Here is a 21,308-nt window from a genome sequence, read left to right on the forward strand (position 1 = left end):
ATCAGCGCGCTGCAGAACACGCAGGCGGCGCTGAACGGGGTGCAGGCGGCGCAGGCAACTGAGCGGGACAGCCTGCAGAACGGCGGAGCGGGCGGGACCAACACCATCGGCGTCAGCGCTTCGTACGGCAGCCAGTCGTCGAAAAGCGAAACCCGTACTGAAAGCCGCCAGTCGCAGGGCAGCACGCTGACGGCGGGCCGGAACCTGACCGTCACGGCAACCGGCAAAAATGGCACGGCCCAGAGCGGCGACATCAGCATCACCGGCAGCCAGCTGAAGGCGGGCGGCGATATGAGCCTGGAGGCGTCGCGTGACATCCTGCTGCAGTCGGCGCAGAACACCCGGAGCACCGACAGTAAGAACAGCAGCAAAGGCGGCAGCGTCGGGGTCGGAATCGGCGTGGGGTCAGGCGGCTACGGCATCACGGTATCGGCGGGCGTGAACGCGGCGAAGGGCAGCGAAAAGGGCAGCGGGCTGACGCACAGCGAAACCACGCTGGACGCGGGCAACCGGCTCAGCCTGACCAGCGGGCGCGACACGACGCTCACGGGCGCGCAGGCAAACGGCAACAGCGTGAAGGTGGACGCGGGCCGCAACCTGACGCTGACCTCGGAGCAGGACAGCGACCGCTACGACGCGAAGCAACAGAGCGCCAGCGCGGGCGGCAGCTTCACCTTCGGCTCAATGACCGGGTCGGCGAACGTGAACGTGAGCCGGGACAAGATGCACAGCAACTGGCAGAGCGTGGCGGAGCAGACCGGGATTTATGCGGGTCAGGGCGGCTTTGACGTGACCGTGGGTGAGCACACGCAGCTGAACGGTGCGGTTATCGCGAGTACGGCAGATGCCAGCCTGAACAGGCTCGACACCGGAACGCTGGGGTTCAGCGACACAGAGAACCATGCGGAATATGAGGTGCAGCATCAGAGCGCAGGCATGAGCACCGGCGGCGGCATCGGCGGGAACTTTGCCGGTAACATGGCGAACGGGATGCTGGCGGGACTGAACGACAGCGGCAGCGCCGACTCGGTGACGAAGTCGGCGGTAAGCGAAGGCACACTCGTTATCCGTGATAAGGAAAAGCAGGTGCAGGACGTGGCGGACCTCAGCCGCGACGTCGAAAACGCGAATCCGGGTCTGGACGTCATCTTTGACAAGGAGAAGGAGCAGAACCGGCTGAAGGCGGCGCAGCTGATAGGCGAAATTGGGGCGCAGGCGGGAGATATCGCGCGGACGCAGGGCGAAATCATCGCGACCCGTGCCGCCAATGAGAAGATATCCGGTGTCTCGCAGGCCGACCGCGACAGGGCGCTGGCGGAGCTGAAAGCGAAGGATCCGACGAAGCAGTACAGCGAAAGTGACGTTAACACACAGGTTTACAGCAACTTTTACAATCAGGCGTTCGTTGACAGCGGGTTCGGGACCGGCGGTAAGGTGCAGCGTGCCATCAGCGCGGTGACGGCGGCGGTGCAGGGGCTGTCGGGCGGGAACGTGGCGCAGGCGATAAGCGGCGCGTCGGCACCTTACCTGGCCGAAAAGATACATGAGCTGACGACGGACGCGAAGGGTAACGTCAATACCGAAGCGAACCTGATGGCGCACGCGGTACTGGGTGCGGTAAGCTCGTATGCATCCGGCAACTTGGCGCTGGCAGGCGCATCGGGCGCGGCGATGGGCGAGTACATCGCGCAGCAGCTGTATCCAGGCGTTAAACGTAAAGACCTGAGCGAAGAGCAGCGGCAGACGATAAGTGCGCTGGGTACGCTGGCGGCGGGCCTGGCAGGCGGCGTAGTGGGAGACAGTTCGGCGGGTGTTGTGGCGGGCGCACAGGCGGGTAAGAATGCGCTGGAAAATAACGCACTAAGTGATATTGCGCAGGCGCAGTCTGAAGGTAAAACGCCGGAACAGAAGGCTGGTGAGTACGTTGAGGCCGAAAACGAGCGCTATAAAGAGGCCAACTGCGGCGGCATGAGCGCCGAAACCTGCTCGGTGAAGATGTACACTGAACGGCGTGAAGCACTGAAAGATATGGCTTCGCTGGGCACTGACTTCGTGCCTGTTGTGGGTGATATCAAAAGCTTTGCGGAGGCGCAGTCGGCGCTGGATTATCTGGCGGCTGCGGCAGGGATTATCCCTGGCGCAGGTGATGCGGCCGGTAAAGTGATTAAGGCAGCGGAAGCGGCGCTGAAGAAAGGGGATGTTGCTGAAGCGTCGAAGCTGATTAATAAGGCCAGCGATAATGTTACTTCAGTAAATTATTTTGGTCAGGATCGTAAATACTGGAGCGCTGAGCCGGTTAATATTAACGGGAATAAGGTTTATCAAAGGAACGACTTGTTTGATCCTAATGCGGTTGACTCCAGAGGAAGATCAAATATTCAAAGAATGGAAAAAGGATTGGCTCCTTTAGATGCAAATGGTCAATCAGTAAACCTTCATCATATGTTGCAAAAGCAGGATGGCCCGATAGCAGAAGTTACTCAGAGTTTTCATAAGGATAATCATAGCATTATTCATATTAATGATAATAGTATACCTTCAGGTATTGATCGCAATGAATTTAATAAATGGCGTTCTGATTACTGGAAACAAAGATCAAATGATTTTAAAAAGTAGGTCAATATGAGCATCGATAACGTCAGGAAAGCTATCTCTATAATAAATCAGCACCAAGATGATGCTGATTTTGAGGGAATTAAAGAAGAAAGCTTGATTGCTCTTGCAGAAAAGACTCTTGGTGTTGAGTTCCCGGATAGCTATAGATTTTTCCTGCAAAATCTGGGCTGTGGTGATATAGCTGGGCAGGAATTTTATGGAATAATCAAAGCAGATTTTATTAACTCTGGTATACCTGATGCTATATGGTTAACTATAAAAGAACGACAAGAATCAAATCTATCTGAAAATTATGTGATTATAAATGCGACAGGCGATGGTGATTATGTTGTGTTGGACTGTAGCAAAGGTGGAAAAAATAAAGTTCTGCTATGGACTCCGGGAATAAAAGACCTAAAAGCTGCTTTTAAACCATATTATGATGATTTTGGAGATTTTTTTTACGATCAAATTGTTACTTCACTTAATTAATGAATCCCAGCCAACCGGATGGGATTTTAATGTTATCAATCAGTTATCCCTCATTCGCCAGTCGGATGATCAGCTGTCCCGGCCCGGTGATCACCTCGGTCTTCTGCCCGGTCGTAAAGCCCAGTGCTTCCAGCCATCGCCCCTTGATAGTGAGCTGTGGCAGCGGGTTCGGCTGGCCCCTGTTAGGCCGGTATCCGACACCTTAACTGGCTGCCCGGTCGCAAACCCCGCCTCTTCCAGCCATTGCCCTTTAAGGTTAAGGGTTGGACAGCGGCTGTAATAGGTGGGCGTATCATTACGGTCTGCGTGTCGGATGCTGGTAGATCCCACCTTCGTTGAGAATAACTGGCTGCACGTTAGTGAGAAGACGGGACTGGAGATAGCGAAGCAGAAACTCAACAGCAAAGACCCAGCAGAGCGCGAGCAGGCGCAGCAGCAGATAAATGCTCTTCGAAGGAAAACAGGCGCAGGACGCGGCAAAAGCAAATCCGGGTCTGGACGTTATTTTCGACAAGGAGAAGGAGCAGAACCGGCTGAAGGCGGCGCAACTCATTGGCGAAATCGGGGCGCAGGCGGGGGATATCGCGCGGACGCAGGGCCAGATAGCGGGCCTGAAGGCGCAGCAGGACCCGGCAGCACTGGCGGCTGCCAGGGAAGAGCTGGCAGGAAAAGGGAAGCTGAACCCGACGTCAGATGAGATAGCGAAGCAGGCTTACGACACGGCGATGAAGCCGTTCGGGACGGGTTCGTCCCTTCAGCAGGGCATCAGCGCGGCAACGGCGGCGGTGCAGGGGCTGTCGGGCGGAAACCTTGCGCAGGCGGTAAGCGGCGCGTCAGCACCGTATCTTGCGGAACAGATACACAAGCTGACGGAAGGCAACCCTGAAGCACAGGCGATGGCACACGCGGTACTGGGTGCGGTAACCTCATATGCATCCGGCAACAGCGCACTAGCGGGTGCAGCGGGCGGGGTCAGCGGCGAACTGATGGCGCAGCTTGTTATGAAGCAGCTGTATCCGGGGAAAACGGTCAGCGAACTGAGCGAGACGGAGAAACAGCAAATCAGCGCCCTTGGGACGCTGGCAGCGGGTCTGGCAGGCGGCGTAGTTGGGAACAGCACGGCGGATGCGGTGGCGGGTGCGCAGGCGGGTAAGAACGCGGTTGAGAATAACCTGCTGGGTGGCAGTGAAGAGTCACAGGCTGCGTGGATACGTCAGCATGGTGTCGATATGGCGAGCTGTTCTGATAATCCTGCCGGAAGCGCATGTCAGAAAGCAAAAAATGAACATGATGCGGTAGAGTTAGCGCTGGCTACAGGCAGTGTTGCTCTCCTGCCTGGTGGTGCTCAGACTATGTGGGGGCTTGGTGCTGGCGCTAATGCGGGGATTAGCTACTGGGCGGATGGAGCAATTGATCCAGCTAATGCGGCTATTGCAGGCTGGGTGAACGTTATCAGTATGGGCAATGGCCTTGCGAGTACAGTCGGCTGGAATGCCGCAGGTGGTGCGCTGGGTAATTGGATTGATGACAAAGACCCACTGTCTGGTGCGCTCATCAATGGTGCTGGTTCTGGTATCGGCTATGGCATTGGTAAAGGGCTCTCATGGGGAGTGAATGCCGGGACAAACTGGTGGAAAGGTGGTTGGGATCCGAAGTTTAATCCGACTTTGCAAAAGTATACTGAGATTAAAGGCGATTTTGGCATATCAAAAGAAGTAACACCCAGTAACATTCCTGGCAGTTTTGGCGACATTGGAGCGTCTTTCTCTTCCGAGTATGGAGGGAAAAAACTCGAACCAATCATTGAGAATAAATTGAAATGAAAATCTTCAATGAGAAAATATTAAATCTGCTGATTCTATTTATCGGTTGTATGCTGGGGATTGTGGTTAGTTTCCTGTGTATAGCCTTGTCTATAGACATTTTAGTTTGGATGCTAACAGGATCTTTCGATTTGACAAAAGCCGATATACTTAAAATCATTAAAATTGGTTTTGTGATTGGTACTTTCACTGGTGTTGTTTTTGTTATTGCCAGGCTATTTAAACTAAAAGGATTTTAGAGTGAAGATAGGATAAAATTTCATCCACAGAGTTGGGATTGTTGTTGAGAATAACTACCTTAGCTACGACGAGGCTCATGCTTTTGACAGAGAAATGACTGCCTGTCGTAAAGCCGGCCGTGAATGCGGAGATATTCAGAACAAGTATGCTGTAATAAGTGCTGATAACCGACTGAAATTGCATATACGCATCCGGCAACTCAGCGCTGGCGGGTGCAGCCGGAGCGGTCAGCAGTGAGCTGATGGCGAAGCTGGTGATCAACCTGCTGTATCCGGGCAAAGCGGTCGGTGACCTGAGCGAGACGGAGAAACAGCAAATCAGCGCCCTTGGGACGCTGGCAGCGGGTCTGGCAGGCGGCGTAGTTGGGAACAGCACGGCGGATGCGGTGGCGGGTGCGCAGGCGGGACAGAACGCGGTCAACAACAATCTGTTTGGTGGTAACGAAGAGGCACAGGCAGAAAAAGCCAGGGAGCATGGTGCTGATGTTCTCGCCTGTAGTGATAATCCTTCCGGTGAAGCTTGTAAGCGCGGCCTGGCGGAAAATAAAGCCTATGCGGCTGCACTGGCTATGGGCGGAGTGGCATCTTTAACCACTTCTGCCCAAGCTATGTGGGCGCTGGGAGCAGGTGCTAATGCCGGGATGCAGTATATTGATAATGGTGTGATTAATCCGGTTAATTCTGTGATAGCTGGCTGGGCAAATGTTCTTACCATCGGAAATGGCCTGACCGGGACAGTTATCTGGAATGCCGCCGGAGGCGCTTTAACCAATCAGATAAATGGCGATGATCCACTAACTGGTGCTATTACAAATGGATTTGGTGCGGGAGCTGGATATGGGGTTGGCAATTATATTGTGAAGCCGATTACAAATACTGCCGGTAAATTGATTACCGGAGGCTGGGATCCCAAGTTTAATCCTGAACTACTGAGATACACTGAGATTAAGGGACAGCTGGGGATCTCAAAGGAAATGTTGCCGAGTCAGATTCCCGGAGCGCCAGGAAACGTTACCGGCTCCTTAAGTTCCGAATATGGCAGTTCTGAGGCTCAGAAGATTATTGATAAGGTCAGCAAATGAATCTCCAGCATGATGTTTTAAAAAGAGAGCTTATTCTAAGTTTTTGCATATTCTTTATCTGCTTAATCTCCGTAATTATCGCTGGATTATTAGTAAAACTCTTTTTTGTCACAATCTTGTGGGTTTTAACAGACGAGTTTGGATTGACATGGAATGAAGTTTTACGAGGAGTGAAAATCGGTGGTGTCGGAGGGGCTATATTAGGCGCTGGAATAGTGTTGTTCCGCCTATTTAAAGTGAAAGGCTTTTAACTTCCACTGAGAAGATCCCGACCACACAGCGCCGGGATTTTTTTATCTGTCGAGCATGCCTCAGCCAGCCGGATGATCAACTATCCCAGCCCGGCGATCACATCGTTATACTCTTCCTTTGCAGTTTTCTACTGTTCAAATATACATCGTCTGCTTTGTAAACTCGCCGAAAGCTTCGGAAAAGATTGCGAGGCATCTCTGAAAAACGGATTTTTTCCGATGGTTAATACTATCTCCAAAAGCGTTTATCCCACTGCTATGAACGAAATAAGCATGCAGTTAATAAAGGTCATGGCTTCTCAATTTTTTAACTAATCCTCTTTAATTAAATAATTAATTACAGTTCAGCATGGGCAATTTGTAAGTGAAATGCTTATATATGGTAACCTGAATTGCCATATCGTAACGTATGATGCACTAAAGTGTATTTGATTAAACGTTGACAGGTATCTGTATCAAAATCCTAACCAGCGATGTTAGATGAATGATGATTCTACGAAATAAATAAGGGTTATTATATGGTCTAAGTGTTTTCGGGTGTTTTAGAATTACAAGCTTAATGGAAAGTTTATATAAAAAATAGCTGCTCATTTATGATGTTTGGGTATCATGAAAATGATGTACTCAGGAAGCAGGAAGGGTGAAATGAATAAGGATGTGAGGATCACCGTATTAAAGGGACCATTCAAAAAAATACGGGAGTGGAACCGAAGAAAAAATTACTATCTCAAAGAGGTGAAGCTCAAAGTAAGAATCGCAATTGCAAAGCTTCTGTGGGATAAACGGACAAAAGTCACCTTTAACCCAGACTCTGTGAAAACCATATTGCTTGTTCGAAATGAAGGCAAAGTGGGTGATATCATCGTTTCGACTCCACTCATCAGGTTGCTTCATCAGGCTGGCTATGCAGTTGATGTGCTGGTAAATGAAGCCTGTTACGACGTAATAAAATATAACCCTTTTATCAGACATGTTTATAAGGCGAGAAATTGCAGTTATAACCATTACCTGAAGTCTTTGAATCATAACGTTTCAAGGGCAACGATAAAGATGCTAAATAGAAATGAATATGATCTAATTATTGATCCTTGTTTATCCGAAACGCCGGTGCATCGGATGAAACTGTTTAATGATATCAATGCGAGGTTCGTTATTGGGTTAAATAAAAAATCTGATATGGGACATTACACCGTTTCAGTACCTTTTAAAAATGAAAAACAGCATGTTACAGAATTATTGTCTTTGTTCTGCATAATGATTGGCGTTAAAGCTACAGGCAGCGTCGATTATAGTTTATATTTTCCTGATGGCGTGCTTAATGAGGTAAAAGACTTTCTAAAACCATGGAAAAATAAGAAAAAGATTATTATTAATGCCTATGCAGGTACCCCAGAAAGAAGCTTCTCACAACAGCAATTGCTGGATCTTATTCATCTGGTTAATAATAAAGGTAAAGAAATAAAGTTAATCGTTCTTGATCATCGTAACGAATTATTAGTGCCGCTCCCTGATGGTGTTATAAAAAATCCCTTTTGTACATTGCATCATGTGATGGCATTGATCAAAGAATCGGATGTGGTCATAACACCTGATACTTCGATAGTACATATCTCTGCTGCGTGGAAAAAAACACTCATCGCCGTTTATAAAAACTTACCTAATAATAATATGTGGGCACCAGGGTATGAAAACGCAAGCCACCTTATTGTTCATGATGATAAAACTTCTGATGCTGATAATATTCCTGAGCGTATTTTCAACGAGATTGTCCGCAGAAATTTACTGGACAGGCATGAGATGAAAATCCAGAACCCAGTATCGGTGACCGAGTTGAAAGAACCTGTTAGTAAGTACGGTTATCATGTTCCGGAGCGCTCTATCGCCTCCTCTGATCAGCTCTGCTGCTGACCAGCAGATAAAATGTTCTACTGTGCCAGACACCATTGCCACTCTTAATAGGTCTGGCTACAGCACCCTCACGCCGCAGGCGGCGTTGTCATTGCAAAGCTCTCACGCTGAAACAGCGTTTCCGCCAGCTTCACCAGTGCCGGACGCTCAACACACCAGTTAGGCACCACGCGGCGGAAATTGAGATAGCCAATCATGCAGCCGGTGGCGATATCCGCCAGATTGAGCTGACCGTTGTTGAGCCATTTTCCCTCTGCGGCTTTCGCTTCCAGCATGTCGAGGCTGCGCTGAATCTTTTCCCGATTGCGCACCAGCACCTCCTCTGACTGCAAATCCCCCGGCCGCAGCTGCTCGCGCACGATCACCAGCGCGGCATCGCAGATGCCATCCGCCAGCTTCTCCAGCTGACGGATGTTAAGCGACGCAAGCGGATCAGCAGGCAGCAGGGCAGGCTCTGCCCCGCGCAGTTCCAGAAATTCCGCGATGATGCTGGAGTCGAACCAGATTTGCTTATCGTCAGCGACCAGCGCCGGGACTTTGCCCAGCGGATTGTAGTGCGGTACGTGGCTGTCATCGCTGTAGGGCGAGGCGTTGACAAATTCAAACGTAATGCCTTTTTCCAGCATGATAATCGAAATCTTACGCACAAACGGGCTGGTATAGCTGCCAATCAGTTTCATCGGGTTCTCCGGATTCATCGCCTATTCGCCAGGAAACATAAAGGGGTTGAGACTGCTGCGAGCAAAACCTTCCTGCTCCATCCGGGCATCCAGTATCAGCGACGCCAGATCGTCGGCCACCGGTTCGATGGCCGGATCTTTCTCCTGATAGAGCATCTTCAGGTAGGTGCCACAGTCGCCGCAGCTCTCTGCCTTCACTGCCGCCAGCTCGCTGTTGAGCGACCAGTAGTGCAGATCGCGGGATTGCTCGCACTGGGTACACTTACTGCGTACCACATGCCATTCACTTTCGCACAGATTACAGTGCAGGTAACGCGCGCCTTCATCACTGCCCATATGGACCACGCTGGCGACCGGCATACTGGCGCACACCGGACAGAACTGCCGCTGATCGCCCATCTCCGCCCGCGCTTTGCCCGGGATCAGGGCCGCCATCTGCGCCCAGTAGAGCGAGAGCGCCGCCCAGATAAAGGGCGCTCTGTCGCTGCTGACCTGCGCATAATCGACGGTAAACAGCGCACTGGCCAGCGTCTCCAGCTCGGTGGCGGAGGCTTTTTCCAGATTCTCCAGCACCGCCAGCGCCTGACCGCTCATCTCCGGCTTCAGTTCGGCAATCAGCGAGTGCAGCAGCCGCTGCCAGTGCGGATCGCGCGGCAGGGTGTGGATGTTCAGCGGCGGCTTACCCTCGCTGGCGCTCTGCGCCAGTCGGGCATGCAGATCGATATGCAGCGGGTGGTCATACAGCACAATCTCCTGCGCTTCGGCGATCGTTGCCGCAAAGCGCAGATAGTCGCCGAGTGGATTTTTCGCCGCCAGGTCGCGCAGTCGCGCAGCACGACGGCTGTATAAATTTTTCAGCCGTGGAAAAAGTAACGGCGGAATCCTCTCCGCCGTGTTCTTTTCGCCTTTCTCCAGCTGATCTTGCGGGATTATGCGAATACTCATCAGGGGCGTTTATCCTGTTTTTCTGGCAGTTTACGCTGCTCACGAAACCAGCGGGGATGGTGATGTCTGGCCCAGTCGGCGCTGACCCAGCCCTCAACCATCGCGGTCAGTGTGCCTTTGACCCACAGTGCAGCATAAACATGCACCATGATGACGATGATCAGTACCACTGCTGACACCGAATGCACCACCAGTGCCAGACGAATCAGCGGAATGGCGAAGGCATCAGCAAAGTAAGGTCGCCAGATCACAATGCCGCTGGCAAGCAGCAGGACTAAGCTGATGATAGCAGCCCAGAACACACACTTCTGACCAAAGTTATATTTACCGGTATCACCCACCTCTTCATTGCGTGCAATCCGGTGAATATTTCTGGCCCAGCAGAGGTCATCACGATTGATCAGGTTCTCTTTCCAGTAGCGCAAAAACATCAGCATAAAAGCGGCAAACATCACCACACCGGTGAAAGGATGCAGAATACGCGCCAGTTGTGGCGTGCCGAATATCTGCATCAGCCAGTTGAAGGAGGGAAAGAAAAAACCCAGACCGCTTAAGGCCGTGATGACAAAGCAGATTGCGACGATCCAGTGATTAATGCGTTCCGGTGCGCGGTAGCGCACCAGACGATCGGGCTTGTTCATTATTTACGCTCCTCAGGCTGATCGTCGTTATCGTGCGCGTCGGTGACGCGATTCGGACCGACGCCGACATAGTGGAAAATGGAGGCGGCGAACGTGGCGGCAAAACCCACCGCCGCCAGCGGTTTCCAGATCCCCTTCCAGAAGGTCACGGTGGGGCTGATGCCCGGATTCGCCGGCAGGCCGTGATAGCGCTGGGGCTTGTCAGCATGATGCAGCACATACATCACGTGGGTGCCGCCTACGCCTTCCGGGTTGTAAAGACCCGCCTGTGCAAAGCCGCGCGACTTCAGCTCTGCTACGCGCTCCTCCGCCAGCGTCAGCATGTCGCTTTTGCTGCCGAAATGAATGGCACCGGTCGGACAGGTCTTCACACAGGCGGGTTCCTGGCCGACGCTGACGCGGTCCACGCACAGGGTGCATTTATAGGCGCGGTTATCCTCTTTATTGATGCGGGGCACGTTGAAGGGACAGCCCGCGATGCAGTAGCCGCACCCGATGCACTGCTCTGACTGAAAATCGACGATGCCGTTAGCGTACTGGATGATGGCGCCTGCTGACGGACAGGCCTTCAGGCAGCCGGGATCGGCGCAGTGCATGCAGCCATCTTTGCGGATCAGCCAGGCGAGCCTGCCGTTCTCTTCCACTTCTGAAAAGCGCATCACCGTCCAGGATTTGGCGCTCAGATCGGTGGGATTGTCATAGACCCCGATGTTATGACCGACCTCATCGCGGATGTCGTTCCATTCGGAGCAGGCAACCTGGCAGCCTTTGCAGCCAATACAGGTGGTGACGTCAATAAGCTTCGCCACTTCGCGCTGATGATCGCGCGCCTGCGGCGGCGGGGTAAAGCCACTGGTCGCAGAGCGACGGATAATATCTTGTGATTGATAAGCCATGGTCATCCACCGTTACGCTTTTTCGACTTTCACTAAAAATCCCTTGTACTCCGGGGTCTGCGAGTTGGCGTCGCCAACGGAAGGCGTCAGCGTATTGGCGAGGAAGCCCTTACGCGTGGTGCCCTCAAAGCCCCAGTGACAGGGAATACCCACGGTATCCACCGGCCTGCCATCAATCATCAGGCGCGGGAGACGGCGGGTGACCACCGCTTTGGCCTCGATATAACCCCGGCGTGACGAGACTCTGACGCTGTCACCGGCCTGAATGCCTTTCTCCTCCGCCAGTTCGGTGCCGATTTCGACAAACTGCTCCGGCTGCGCAATGGCGTTCAGCAGGGCGTGCTTGGTCCAGTGGCGGAACAGCTCAGTGATGGAGTAGGTGGTGGCGACGCAGGGATAGTCAGCGACCTCGCCCAGTTGTGCGACGTCACTGCTGAACAGACGAACGACCGGGCTGTGACGCTGCTGCGGATGCAGGGGGTTGTCGGCGAGGGGACTCTCCATCGGCTCATAGTGTTCCGGGAACGGGCCATCCGCCATTTTATCCAGCGCAAACAGGTGACCCATGCCGTCGGGCTGCATGATAAACGGCCCGGCCTGCTGCTGAGGTGGCAGCGTGACCGGATAGTCCGGCACATCGATGCCGTGCCAGCGTGCGCCGTCCCACTCAATCAGGCGGCGCTGCGGGTCCCAGGCTTTACCCTGCGCATCCGCAGAGGCGCGGTTGTAGAGAATGCGGCGGTTGGCCGGCCATGACCAGGCCCAGCCGGAGACCGCGCCCAGCCCGGAGGGATCGGCATTGTCGCGCCGCGCCATCTGGTTACCGTCCGGCGTCCAGCTGCCGCTGTAGATCCAGCAGGCGCTGGCGGTGGTGCCATCGTTACGCAGCTCTGAAAAGCTGTTGAGCTGCTGCCCTTTTTTCAGCATCAGTTTGCCACTGGCGTCATAAATATCGGCCAGCGCCTGGCCGTTGCTCTCCTGCGCCACCTCTTCCGGCTCAGGATTGAACGGATCGCGGTAGTCCCAGCGCATGGCCATCAGCGGCTCAGGGTTTGCTCCGCCTTCGAGACGATAAAGTTCGCGCAGCCGCATAAACAGATTGCCGAGAATTTTTCCGTCGTGCAGCGCTTCTCCGGGCGGCTCGGCGGCAGCCCAGTGCCACTGCAGCCAGCGTGACGAGTTTGCGACCGAGCCCGACTCTTCCGCGAAGCAGGAGGAGGGCAGGCGGAACACTTCGGTCTGGATTTGCGCCGGGTCGACGTCGTTGAACGCGTCGTGATGTTGCCAGAAGCTGGCGGTTTCCGTGCTGAGCGGATCGATCACCACCATAAACTTCAGCCGGGAAAGGGCCCGCACCGCCTTATTTTTGTCCGCGAAGGCGGCCAGCAGGTTAAAGCCCTGAATCAGACAGCCATTCAGCGCGCCCTGCTCCATCATCTCCGCCTGCGCCATGCAGTCGTAACTCTTGTCCCATTTCGGCAGCCAGTCGTAGCCCCACTGGTTTTCCGCCGTGGCCTTATCGCCGTAAAAACTCTTCATCAGGCTGACAAAAAATTTATCGGTGTTCTGCCAGTAGTTGACCTGCCCCGGCAGAGGCGCAACCGGCGTGGCCTTCTCCAGCCAGCTGGCCAGTGTGGTCATCTTCTCGGAGGGCAGCGGCAGATAGCCCGGCAGACTCTGTGACAACAGGCCGAGATCGGTAAACCCCTGTACATTGGAGTGACCACGCAGCGCATTGATGCCGCCACCCGGCATACCGATATTGCCCAGCAGCAGCTGGATCATTGCCGCCGTGCGGATAATCTGCGAGCCGTTAGTGTGGTGGGTCCAGCCCAGCGCATAGAGGATGGTGGCGGTGCGATTCGGCACGCAGGTCGACGCGAGCTGTTCGCACACCGCGATAAAGGCGTCCTGCGATGTGCCGCACAGGCGCGTCACCATCTCCGGCGTATAGCGGCTGGCATGGGTTTTCAGCAGGTTCAGCACGCAGCGGGGATGAGTGAAGCTCTCATCCCGTCGTGCATGGCCGTTTTCATCCAGCTCATAGTGCCAGCTCTGGCGATCGTACTGACGGGTGTCGGCATCGTAGCCGCTGAACAGACCGTCGCTGAAGCTGAAGCCGTCACTGACGATCAGGGCCGCGTTGGTGAAGGCGCGAACATACTCCTGCTGGATCAGGTTGTGCTGCAGCAGATAGTTAATCACCCCCATCAGGAACACGACGTCGCTGCCCGCCCGCACGGGCGCGTAAAAATCGGCAACGGCGGCAGAGCGGTTAAAGCGCGGATCGACCACAATGACCTGCGCCTTGTTCCGGGTTTTCGCTTCAATGACCCATTTAAAGCCGACCGGATGCGCCTCGGCCGGGTTGCCGCCCATGATCATCACCACATTGGCATTTTTGATGTCGTTCCAGTTGTTGGTCATGGCTCCGCGACCAAAGCTGGGGGCAAGTGCCGCCACGGTCGGGCCGTGACAGAGACGCGCCTGGTTCTCCAGCGCCAGAATCCCCAGCGAACGGGCAAACTTCTGGTCGAGCAGGCCGGTCTCATTACTGGCGGCGGAGGAGCAGAACATGGAGGTGGTTGGCCAGCGGTTTACCGTGACCCCTGCGGCGTTTGTGGTCTGGAAGTGGGCATCGCGATCCTGCTTCATCAGGCGGGCAATACGATCAAATGCCTCCTCCCAGCTGATGCGCTGCCATGTGTCAGAGCCCGGTGCACGGTATTCCGGGTACTTCAGCCGCTGCTCGCTGTGAATAAAGTCGATCACGCCCGCGCCTTTGGGGCAGAGCGATCCGCGACTGACCGGATGGTCCGGGTCACCTTCAATATGGTAAATCGAGGCGCTGGCATTTTTAGCGCCATCCCCCAGGCTGTAGATCAGCATGCCGCAGCCGACGGAACAGTAGGTGCAGTTATTCCGTGTCTCTCTGGCGCGAATGAGTTTGAACTCCCGGACACTGGCTAAGGCTGCGGTGGGGGCAAAACCGAGCAACGCCGCGCTGGTTCCCGCCAGTCCGCCCGCACAGATCTTAAAAAAACTCCGTCTGTTAATTTGCATGTTATCGTTCTTCTTTTCCGGCTCCATTGCGAAGCCCTGCAAAATAACAGCCCTGATTGCCTGTAAGTTGACCGGGGTCAACAGGTTAGCGATTAGTAATTCTTTTTCTAAATTTTGTTAAAAACCTGCGGCGGCGGAGCGGCATTGCAAGTCCATTTTCAGCGTCAGCCGCGGATGGCTGGGGTGATTTGCTCCCGGATGTTAATGCCGGAGCCGTGCCCCTTCTCATTTTGCACACCCGCGGCCGTGGCTGCGCCCCTGGCACACCTCAAACCGCATGAATTGCCCCGCTGTTTATTTGCGCTGTGCCGGGCCTGCAGGCAAAATCAGACGATGTCAGCCCCTCGCCGTGCAGCCGCACCGGCAATTATTTTTTAACAACAGGTCCTATTTTTTGAAAGCTATCCAGCCTGACTCAGGCGAAGATTTAACAATTCAGGCCGGCGTCAGCACAGCGCAGGTCTGGCAGCGTGCCGATCTGATGACGGCTCAGCCTGACTGGCTGGCGGATGAGGTGCCGGTGGCGCTGGTCTATAACGGCATCTCTCATGTGGTGATGATGACCACCCCCAAAGACCTGGAGGCGTTCGCGCTGGGTTTTTCGCTGTCAGAGGGCATTATCGACGCGCCGGGCGATATTTTCGGCATGGACATCGTGCCGGGCTGTCACGGTATTGAAGTCCAGATTGAGCTTTCCAGCCGCCGCTTTATGGCGCTGAAAGCGCAGCGTCGTGCGCTGGCGGGCCGGACCGGCTGTGGCGTGTGTGGCGTTGAACAGCTGGATCAGATCGGCAAGCCGCTGTCGCCGTTACCCTTTACCCAGACCTTTGCGCTGGATCAGCTCGATCGGGCGCTGGGACAGCTGAAAGAGTTTCAGCCTGTCGGACAGAAAACCGGCTGCACCCATGCGGCGGCGTGGATCCAGCCCGATGGTCAGCTGGCCGGCGGCTGTGAAGATGTGGGTCGCCATGTGGCACTCGATAAGCTGCTGGGCTATCGCAGCCAGGCCGCGTGGGGGCCGGGGGCGCTGCTGGTCTCCAGCCGCGCCAGCTATGAGATGGTGCAGAAGTCCGCCATGTGCGGCGTCGAGATCCTGTTCGCCGTCTCTGCCGCGACCCGTCTGGCGGTTGAGGTGGCTGAGCGCTGCAACCTGACGCTGGTCGGCTTCAGCAAGCCGGGCCGGGCCACGATCTACAGCCACCCGCAGCGGCTGCGTTAAATTACCTGCCGTTGCCGCTTCGCTAAACCACGATCAACCGGGGCAGCGCCTGCTGCAACGCATCCAGTTCGGCACCGTTATCCCCGCCGCTGTCGGTAATCAGCAGGCTGATCGCCTGCGGCGGCGCGTAGATTGTCCGGCTGACCACGCCCAGCTTGGTGTGATCGGCCAGCAGATAGCAGGCGGCGGATTGCTGAACCATTGCCCGGGCGATGGCCGCTTCATGCGGATGAAAACTGCTGGCACCACAATCGGCCTCGATGCCAACCGGCGACAGCAGCGCCACATCGGCGCGGTAGCGGATGATTTCGCCCACGGTGATCTCACCGCGCGTCTGTTGCGCCCCGGCGGACATATTCCCGCCCAGCAAAATAATCTGATTATTCAGAGGCTGGTCTTCCTCTCCGGCGCTCAGCGCCAGCGCGGCCTGCAGGCTGTTGGTCACGATCGTCAGGCCGGACAGAGCGTGCAGCTCTTCTGCCAGCAGCGTGGTGGTACTGCCCGCATCAAGGAACAGCGTCTGTCCGGGCTGCAGCAACTGCGCGGCGGCGCGGGCGATCGCGCGCTTCTCCCGGGTCTGCGTACTGCGACGTTCCGTCAGCGGCGGCTCCGCCGAGGGTTCTATCGCCACCAGTCCGCCATGAACGCGGCGCGCCAGCCCCAGGGCTTCCAGCTCGATGATATCGCGGCGCGCGGTTTCGCGTGAGACCCCCAGCTCCCTGATGATGCGCTCGGTACTGACCTGATTGAGTCGGGTCAGCAGGGCGCGGATGCGATGAAGGCGCGTTTCCTGCAGCATAGCGGTTTCCTTTTTAAGCGCGAAGAGCACGGATAATACGCCAGTGAGGCGCAGGAGTCCGTCTGAATCAGGCATCAGCTTAACGCGGCGATCTCCCTGCGTCATGTGTATTTTGTTGTATTTGTGTATTTGGTTGCATTTTATTTTCAGGCAGGCATGATGGAGGGGTCTGATCTTCCTCCTTCATCCTTGTCACGGGAGTCATTATGGCCACGCGTTCCACCATTATGGATACCAACAGTTTTCGTGCCGAACATGCCGATGCGCTGGACAGCGACACGCGCAAACTGACCGATAAACGCAGCAAAGTGCTTGGCGAATCCTATCGTCTGTTCTATCGCAAACCGGTTCATCTGGTGCGGGGTGAAGGGCAATACCTGTGGGATGCCGCAGGTGATAAATATCTCGATGTGTATAACAACGTGGCGAGCATCGGCCACTGCCATCCGGCGGTGATCGAGGCGGTGACGCAGCAGATGAAAATGCTGAACACCCACACCCGTTACCTGCATGAAAATATCCTCGATTACAGTGAAGCGCTGCTGGCGACCACACCTGCGGCGATCGATCGTGCGATGTATATGTGCACCGGCTCGGAAGCGAATGACCTGGCAATCCGCGTCGCGCGCGCCTTCAGCGGCGGCACCGGCATCATTGTCAGCAAGGAGGCCTATCACGGCACCAGTGAGCTGACCTCCGGTGCGTCGCCGGCGCTGGGCAGCGGACAGCCGCTGGCCCCCACCACACGGCTGGTGATGCCGCCGGATGCCTACCGGGTGGATGCGCCCGACCTTGGCGACTGGTTCGCTGACCAGATTCAGCAGCAGATCGATGACATGGCGGCGCACGGCATTAAATTTGCCGGTTTCCTGGCGGACTCGATTTTCTCCTCGGACGGTGTGCTGCCCAACCCACGCGGCTTCCTGAAAAAAGCGGTCGATGTGGTGCACGCCAACGGCGGGATCTTTATTGCCGATGAAGTCCAGCCTGGCTTTGGCCGCACCGGCGACGCCTTCTGGGGCTTTGGCCGCCACGATGTGGTGCCCGATCTCATTACCACCGGCAAGCCAATGGGCAATGGCATCCCCGTTTCCGGGCTGCTGGCAAAAAGTGATGTGCTGGCCGCCTTCAGCGACTCGATTCCTTACTTCAACACCTTTGGCGGCAATCCGGTCGCCATGGCCGCGGCGCAGGCTGTGCTGAAGGTGATCACTGAAGAGGGGCTGCAGGAACACAGTCGGGTCGTCGGCGCGAAGCTGCTGGCTGAGCTGAAAACCCTGATGGATCGTTATGAGTGCGTAGGGGATGTGCGCGGTGCCGGACTCTTTATCGGCTTCGAGCTGGTGACCGATCGACACAGTAAAACGCCGGATAAAACCCTGGCGCTGGATTTAATCGAGAAGCTGCGTGAACATCGCGTGCTGACCTCGGTCGCGGGCCCCTATGGGAATGTGCTGAAACTGCGTCCGCCATTGGCATTCCAGGAGGGTGACATCGACTGGCTGGTCGGCGCACTCGACAGCGCACTGCGCGAGCTGGGCAGGTAGTCCGCAGGCCAGGGCTGACGCGGCAGGCGGGCGGACAGACCGCCTGCTCTGCGTGCGGGATCGGCATCCCGGTCCGGCGGACGGAGAGGGTCAAAAAGGCAGGGTGAAGCACAGCATCTTGTAAAAACAACGGGTTGCTATTGCCGGATTTCTCAATTCCTTAGGTTTTATAGGGCATTGATTACCCTTTTACGCTACATGAATTTAACTATAATGATTCGACTGCTTACGCGGCACGTCCTGAATCCGTCGTGCTGCACCCACTAAATGGAGAGGAAGAACATGAGTTATTCACTGCCATCCCTGCCTTACGCATACGACGCACTGGAACCGCATTTCGACAAGCAGACGATGGAAATCCATCACACCAAACATCACCAGACCTATGTGAACAACGCTAACGCGGCGCTGGAAGGCACTGAATTTGCCAATCTGCCGGTTGACGAGCTGATCACCAAACTGGATCAGCTGCCAGCAGACAAAAAAGGCCCACTGCGCAATAACGCAGGTGGTCACGCTAACCACAGCCTGTTCTGGAAAGGCCTGAAAACCGGCACCACGCTGCAGGGCGACCTGAAAGCCGCGATTGAGAAAGATTTCGGCAGCGTAGAAAAATTCCAGGAAGAGTTTGAGAAAGCGGCAGCCACCCGTTTCGGTTCTGGCTGGGCATGGCTGGTTAAGCAGGGTGACAAACTGGCTGTGGTGTCGACTGCAAACCAGGATAACCCACTGATGGGCGAAGCGGTTGCCGGCGTGTCTGGTTTCCCGATCATCGGTCTGGACGTGTGGGAACACGCTTACTACCTGAAGTATCAGAACAAACGTCCTGATTACATCAAAGCGTTCTGGAACGTTGTTAACTGGGACGAAGCGGCTGCGCGTTTCGCTGCTGCTCAGTAAGTTAACCAAACGTAAACATAATGAAGATAAACCGGTAAATTCTATTTTGCCGGTTTTTTTTATCTCTATTTTATGCAGTCTCAAATTGAGCCAGAAATCGTAAAATATCCGCTTTAATGTTATCCGATATTAACCTGCCGTTGATATTGGCCATGTTATTTTCAGTGACATCGTTGCTTAACTCTTTGTGTGTCGCTGATTATGTCAATTATAACTACTCATGAATCCACGACCGATTCAACTGCCTCGCTTTTTTTCCAGTTAATCAGTGGGAAATATGTGCCGGATAAACTCTGGCTGAGTAAACGCTTCCGGCTGAAATTTGTGTTAAGAACATTAATATCGCCGCTGACTACGCTGCATTATCTGGATGCGCTGTCGCAATTACCACAGCGCGCCCTGCTGATGAGCACCCAGGGACTGCTGCCAGCCAAGCTGCACCGGCCCTATCTGCGCTCGGGGATGAGCATTGCGGCCCGCGCACAGGCCATTCTCGATCACTACACCCTGATGAATAATCTGGCGAATCCGGCGCTGCGTCAGCTGCTGCAGAGCGCGTCTGATAATCCGCTGGCGACGCTGACCGGTAAAAATGGCGAGAAATTCCTGCTCTCCTGCAGCTCGGGTTATTTCGACCGTGAAGGTGAAGTGACGCTGGTATTGCGTTATAACGACGACGTGATCGCCTCGCTCTCTTTTTCTATTCTGAACGAGAATAACCAGCGCACCTTATTAATTGGCGGATTACAGGGCCCGCGGAAACATATCAATAATGAGGTGATCCGCGAGGCGACCAAAGCGGCGCAGGGTCTCTTTCCGAAACGCCTGTTAATGGAAGCGGTATTTATTGTGGCGAAGCAGTGCGGCGTGGAAGCTATTCTGGCGGTGGGCGATGAGACGCACGTCTTCCGCAGTCTGCGTTATCGTCACAGCAAAGGGGATAAGTTCTTTGCCAGCTACAGTGAGTTCTGGCTGTCGCTGAGTGGCGAGGCTCGCCCGGACGGGATGTTCAGACTGCCGCTGAGCCTGCCGCGTAAAACGCTGGAGGAGATCGCCAGTAAGAAGCGGGCAGAGTATCGCCGTCGCTATGAACTGCTGGATTCGCTGGCGGAGCAGGTTTATGCCGCCGCCGGCGAACACCAGGCCGATGTCGATCAGGCTGCCGCCTGATCGCGGGCTCAGAATGCGGTTCTGGCGAAGCCGGTCATTACTTTCAGACCCATTTCACGTCCCAGCGCGGTCATTGGATGCACCACGACCAGGCCGCGCACGCTTTTCTTCAGCGCACCCAGATTTGCCTGCTCTTTTTTGGTAATTTCGCGGCTGAAGCCCATCTTTTGCAGCTTCTGCGCTTCAGCACTCAGCTTTTCAACCCGCTGATTGCGCAGACGCTCAATTTCCGTGACCAGCGTTTCTTTCTCTTTTAGCAGCGCGCCCAGTTTTTCAGCATCACCCGATTCCAGTAACTGCGGCTCTTTGCGGTTCAGTGCGTCCAGCTGATCGCTGAGACGTTTGATTTCGTTCTTTTCTTGCTCTTTCATGACAACAACTCGTTGAGGAAAACAGGCCAAGGATACACCAAATCTGGCGCCGGTTCCCGACAGGTTAAGGCAAAAAAAGCGCCGCAAGGGCGCCTGACAGGATTAGCTGCCGGACTTTTTAAACGCCTGCTTCATACTGATGCGGGCGATAAGCTCGGTGAGGGAGAGAACCATGGTGGATCGCACCATCTGCAGATAGCGCTGCTGCTGCATGCTGCGCAGTTCTGCATCGTCGGTGTGAAACACCGGTGCGGGCGGCCAGGCGGTCACGCAGTGCAGCTCGCCAAAGGGGCCCAGAATTTCATCGTCGGTAAAACGATACTCTCCGGTGTCGTGATTCAGCTCTTCGCGGAGCGCCAGCAGCAGCTCAGCATCTTCATATTCGTGCCGGCTGATGACGCCCAGGCCGTAGATCAGCTTCAGGCGAACCGAGAGTTCGCCTAGAGGCCCATCGCCCAGCAGCAGCGGTTCTACCGCATATTTGACCGCATAGTCATCTTTGCGGAACACCTGCAGCACCAGCAGATTGACGGCTTCCGCCAATAGCTCAACGGCGGCGATCAGAAAGCTTCTCACCGAACGACCGGCGTTCAGGCGCTCAAGCACCCGGTTCTCAAAAGCTTGCTTCTCTTCCATTATTGCCTGCATGGGTTCAATACCGCCGTTGGGCGCAGGCGAACTGCGCCC

General features: G+C 55.0%; 17 protein-coding genes and 4 pseudogenes. 11 read left to right on the forward strand and 10 right to left on the reverse strand.

Annotated features, from left to right (window positions below; genetic code table 11):
• Positions 1-2,616 (forward strand): hemagglutinin repeat-containing protein (locus tag HFD92_RS17215; protein WP_185185211.1); only part of this gene is annotated, 2,616 nt, incomplete at its 5' end.
• A 6-nt stretch (positions 2,617-2,622) separates the two neighbouring features.
• Positions 2,623-3,087: an SMI1/KNR4 family protein gene (locus tag HFD92_RS17225; RefSeq protein ID WP_111209052.1), complete on the forward strand. Its 465-nt coding sequence runs from the start codon at positions 2,623-2,625 to the stop codon at positions 3,085-3,087.
• Positions 3,088-3,130: 43 nt separating this feature from the next.
• Here the strand turns inward: HFD92_RS17225 and HFD92_RS21815 are convergent.
• Together HFD92_RS21815 and HFD92_RS21920 are read right to left on the reverse strand one after the other, a co-directional pair.
• Positions 3,131-3,286: pseudogene (locus HFD92_RS21815) on the reverse strand (SymE family type I addiction module toxin); the annotation flags it as partial.
• Between the two features lie 53 nt (positions 3,287-3,339).
• Positions 3,340-3,417 (reverse strand): annotated as a pseudogene (locus HFD92_RS21920) (hypothetical protein); the annotation flags it as partial.
• 134 nt (positions 3,418-3,551) lie between these two features.
• Here HFD92_RS21920 and HFD92_RS17235 point away from each other — a divergent pair.
• The 5 genes and pseudogenes from HFD92_RS17235 to HFD92_RS17255 form a co-directional block, all read left to right on the forward strand.
• Positions 3,552-4,910 (forward strand): annotated as a pseudogene (locus HFD92_RS17235) (VENN motif pre-toxin domain-containing protein); the annotation flags it as partial.
• Positions 4,907-5,149, forward strand: coding sequence for a hypothetical protein (locus HFD92_RS17240; RefSeq protein ID WP_111209054.1), 243 nt, complete (start codon positions 4,907-4,909; stop codon positions 5,147-5,149). The pseudogene HFD92_RS17235 and the gene HFD92_RS17240, both read left to right, overlap by 4 nt.
• Before the next feature lie 185 nt (positions 5,150-5,334).
• A pseudogene (locus HFD92_RS17245) lies at positions 5,335-6,231 on the forward strand (VENN motif pre-toxin domain-containing protein); the annotation flags it as partial.
• Positions 6,228-6,482, forward strand: a complete 255-nt coding sequence (locus HFD92_RS17250) for a hypothetical protein (protein ID WP_111209056.1) — start codon at positions 6,228-6,230, stop codon at positions 6,480-6,482. The pseudogene HFD92_RS17245 and the gene HFD92_RS17250, both read left to right, overlap by 4 nt.
• A gap of 645 nt (positions 6,483-7,127) precedes the next feature.
• Positions 7,128-8,390: a glycosyltransferase family 9 protein gene (locus HFD92_RS17255; protein ID WP_167429377.1), complete on the forward strand. Its 1,263-nt coding sequence runs from the start codon at positions 7,128-7,130 to the stop codon at positions 8,388-8,390.
• Positions 8,391-8,458: 68 nt separating this feature from the next.
• Here HFD92_RS17255 and HFD92_RS17260 read toward each other — a convergent pair whose 3' ends face one another.
• From HFD92_RS17260 to fdnG, 5 genes are read right to left on the reverse strand one after another with little or no spacing between them, the layout of a single operon-like run.
• The gene (locus tag HFD92_RS17260) at positions 8,459-9,070 is read right to left on the reverse strand and encodes a glutathione S-transferase (protein WP_058957167.1); all 612 of its coding nucleotides are present in this window, start codon (positions 9,068-9,070) and stop codon (positions 8,459-8,461) included.
• Positions 9,071-9,091: 21 nt separating this feature from the next.
• The gene (gene fdhE, locus HFD92_RS17265; RefSeq protein ID WP_167429378.1) at positions 9,092-10,015 is read right to left on the reverse strand and encodes a formate dehydrogenase accessory protein FdhE; all 924 of its coding nucleotides are present in this window, start codon (positions 10,013-10,015) and stop codon (positions 9,092-9,094) included.
• Positions 10,015-10,656 (reverse strand): formate dehydrogenase cytochrome b556 subunit, encoded by a 642-nt coding sequence (gene fdoI / locus HFD92_RS17270; RefSeq protein ID WP_111209058.1) that lies wholly within the window; start codon positions 10,654-10,656, stop codon positions 10,015-10,017. The genes fdhE and fdoI overlap by 1 nt, the downstream gene beginning before the upstream one ends.
• Complete coding sequence (gene fdxH, locus HFD92_RS17275; RefSeq protein WP_167429379.1) at positions 10,656-11,552, reverse strand: formate dehydrogenase subunit beta; 897 nt, start codon at positions 11,550-11,552, stop codon at positions 10,656-10,658. The genes fdoI and fdxH overlap by 1 nt, the downstream gene beginning before the upstream one ends.
• A gap of 12 nt (positions 11,553-11,564) precedes the next feature.
• Positions 11,565-14,615, reverse strand: a complete 3,051-nt coding sequence (fdnG, locus tag HFD92_RS17280; RefSeq protein WP_167429380.1) for a formate dehydrogenase-N subunit alpha — start codon at positions 14,613-14,615, stop codon at positions 11,565-11,567.
• 394 nt (positions 14,616-15,009) lie between these two features.
• Here fdnG and fdhD point away from each other — a divergent pair, with 394 nt between their 5' ends.
• Positions 15,010-15,834, forward strand: a complete 825-nt coding sequence (gene fdhD, locus HFD92_RS17285; RefSeq protein WP_167429381.1) for a formate dehydrogenase accessory sulfurtransferase FdhD — start codon at positions 15,010-15,012, stop codon at positions 15,832-15,834.
• 22 nt (positions 15,835-15,856) lie between these two features.
• On the opposite strand, the gene HFD92_RS17290 is transcribed toward fdhD, so the two are convergent.
• Entirely contained in the window at positions 15,857-16,633 is a 777-nt protein-coding gene (locus HFD92_RS17290) for a DeoR/GlpR family DNA-binding transcription regulator (RefSeq protein ID WP_009088330.1), read from the reverse strand.
• A gap of 206 nt (positions 16,634-16,839) precedes the next feature.
• Between HFD92_RS17290 and HFD92_RS17295 the strand changes: the two genes are divergently transcribed.
• The 3 genes from HFD92_RS17295 (at position 16,840) to HFD92_RS17305 (ending at position 20,250) form a co-directional block, all read left to right on the forward strand.
• Positions 16,840-18,180 (forward strand): aspartate aminotransferase family protein, encoded by a 1,341-nt coding sequence (locus tag HFD92_RS17295; RefSeq protein WP_140029631.1) that lies wholly within the window; start codon positions 16,840-16,842, stop codon positions 18,178-18,180.
• A gap of 282 nt (positions 18,181-18,462) precedes the next feature.
• Positions 18,463-19,080, forward strand: coding sequence for a superoxide dismutase [Mn] (sodA, locus tag HFD92_RS17300; protein ID WP_009088335.1), 618 nt, complete (start codon positions 18,463-18,465; stop codon positions 19,078-19,080).
• A 201-nt stretch (positions 19,081-19,281) separates the two neighbouring features.
• Positions 19,282-20,250: a VirK/YbjX family protein gene (locus tag HFD92_RS17305; RefSeq protein ID WP_167429382.1), complete on the forward strand. Its 969-nt coding sequence runs from the start codon at positions 19,282-19,284 to the stop codon at positions 20,248-20,250.
• 8 nt (positions 20,251-20,258) lie between these two features.
• Here HFD92_RS17305 and HFD92_RS17310 read toward each other — a convergent pair whose 3' ends face one another.
• Positions 20,259-20,621, reverse strand: coding sequence for a YibL family ribosome-associated protein (locus HFD92_RS17310; protein WP_058957163.1), 363 nt, complete (start codon positions 20,619-20,621; stop codon positions 20,259-20,261).
• A gap of 102 nt (positions 20,622-20,723) precedes the next feature.
• A complete protein-coding gene (gene mtlR / locus HFD92_RS17315) occupies positions 20,724-21,269 on the reverse strand; it encodes a mannitol operon repressor MtlR (protein WP_181161962.1) in 546 nt (181 codons plus the stop codon).
• Between the last annotated feature and the right edge of the window lie 39 nt (positions 21,270-21,308).

Origin of the sequence: Pantoea sp. EKM101V (assembly GCF_011800325.1) — a bacterium.
GTDB classification, from domain to species: Bacteria; Pseudomonadota; Gammaproteobacteria; order Enterobacterales; family Enterobacteriaceae; genus Pantoea; species Pantoea anthophila.